Raw genomic sequence first — 1,486 nt, forward strand, 5'->3', positions numbered from 1 at the left:
GCTCCAGCGCCGGTGGCTGCTGCGCCCGTGGCCGCGCCGAACTCGCCGATCGGCGTCTGGGCGACCGAAGAGAACAAGGGCAATGTCCGCGTCGAACAGTGCGGCGCCAATCTCTGCGGCTATGCCGAGAAGACCAACGCGCGCATCCTGATCAACATGAAGCCCGAGGGCTCGAAGTGGAGCGGCCGCATCCACGATCCCGACTCCGGCCGCAATTACGACTCCACGATCGCCATGAAGGGCCCGAACGCGATGCGCGTGCAGGGCTGCGCCTTCGGCGGCATGTTCTGCGGCGGCCAGACCTGGAAGCGGGTGAGTTGACGCTCGGAGCGGGTCAGCTCCGACGATCGTCATCCCGGGCGATGCGAAGCGTCGACCCGGGATCTCGCGCGACACACACAAATCTTCGTCATGCCCGGGCAGAAGCGCGAAGCGCGTCTTCGCGCTAGGTGTCCCGGGCATCGACGTTCTTGGTGCCGCAAAACAAGGCGTGGATGGCCGGGACAAGCCCGGCCATGACGGCGTGGAGATATTCGAGCCCTACTCGCTAGCCTTGCCTGGCCTTTGAACACTCACCCCCTCCCTTGCCACACATGTTCATCCGCCATTCAGCCTGATCCGGCTGATATCGCCCGATCTCGCCTCGCGTTCTCACCGGGACATCCTCGTGACTTCATTGGTGGCTTGCCGCCGCTTCATGCTCGCGTTTGCTCTGGCCTTGCCGTTGGCGGGCAGCAGCGTGGCGTCCGCATCCGATGCCATGGAGCTTGCGCAGGCGCAGCCGCAAGCGCAGCCGACACCGGATCCCTCCCCGGCTCCATCGGCTTCCCCCACCCCCGCGCCAGACGCACAATCCACCGCCGTCGAGCCGATCGGCAACGTCGCGACGGTCACGGGGATCGCGACCGTGATTCGCGACAAGAATTCCTATCCGCTGCGCGTGCGCGACGACATCTATCTCAACGACGTCGTGCAGACCTCGTCGAACTCCTCGCTCGGCATCACCTTCAACGACGCGACCACGTTCAATCTGTCGGCCAGCGCCAGGATCACCATCGACAATTACGTTTACGAGGATGGCGGCAAGCAGAACTCCGGGATCTTCGACGTCGGCAAGGGCACGGTCGCCTTCGTCGCGGCGGCGGTGGCGAAGACCGGCAACATGAAGATCACGACGCCGACGGCGACGCTCGGCATCCGCGGCACCACCGGCGTTATCGACGTGCCTGAAGGCGCGGCAGCGAACAGCGCGCGCAACGTCAACATCAAGCTCTACCCCGACGCCGACGGCCGCGTCGGTCACATCGACGTCGACGACCGCACCAGCGGCACGCGGCTCGGCGCGCTGACGCAAGCATCGAGCGGCTTTGCGATCCGTCCCGGCGCGGCCACTGCCGGAATCATGCGCTTCGCCGCGGTACCGATCACGATCGCGCCGCAGCAGATCGCGCGCGACCGCGGCTTCGTTGGCCAGGTGCATCTGGCA

Annotated in this window: 2 protein-coding genes; both read left to right on the plus strand. The window is 66.0% G+C overall.

The window, feature by feature from the left end:
• The coding region (locus MOV74_RS37960) for a DUF2147 domain-containing protein (RefSeq protein ID WP_246932616.1) at positions 1-321 on the plus strand (321 nt) is incomplete at its 5' end.
• Between the two features lie 355 nt (positions 322-676).
• Positions 677-1,486: FecR domain-containing protein (locus tag MOV74_RS37965; protein WP_246932618.1), on the plus strand; the 810-nt coding region annotated here is incomplete at its 3' end.

The sequence above is a fragment of the Bradyrhizobium sp. SHOUNA76 genome (genome assembly GCF_023006445.1).
Lineage (GTDB): Bacteria > Pseudomonadota > Alphaproteobacteria > Rhizobiales > Xanthobacteraceae > Bradyrhizobium.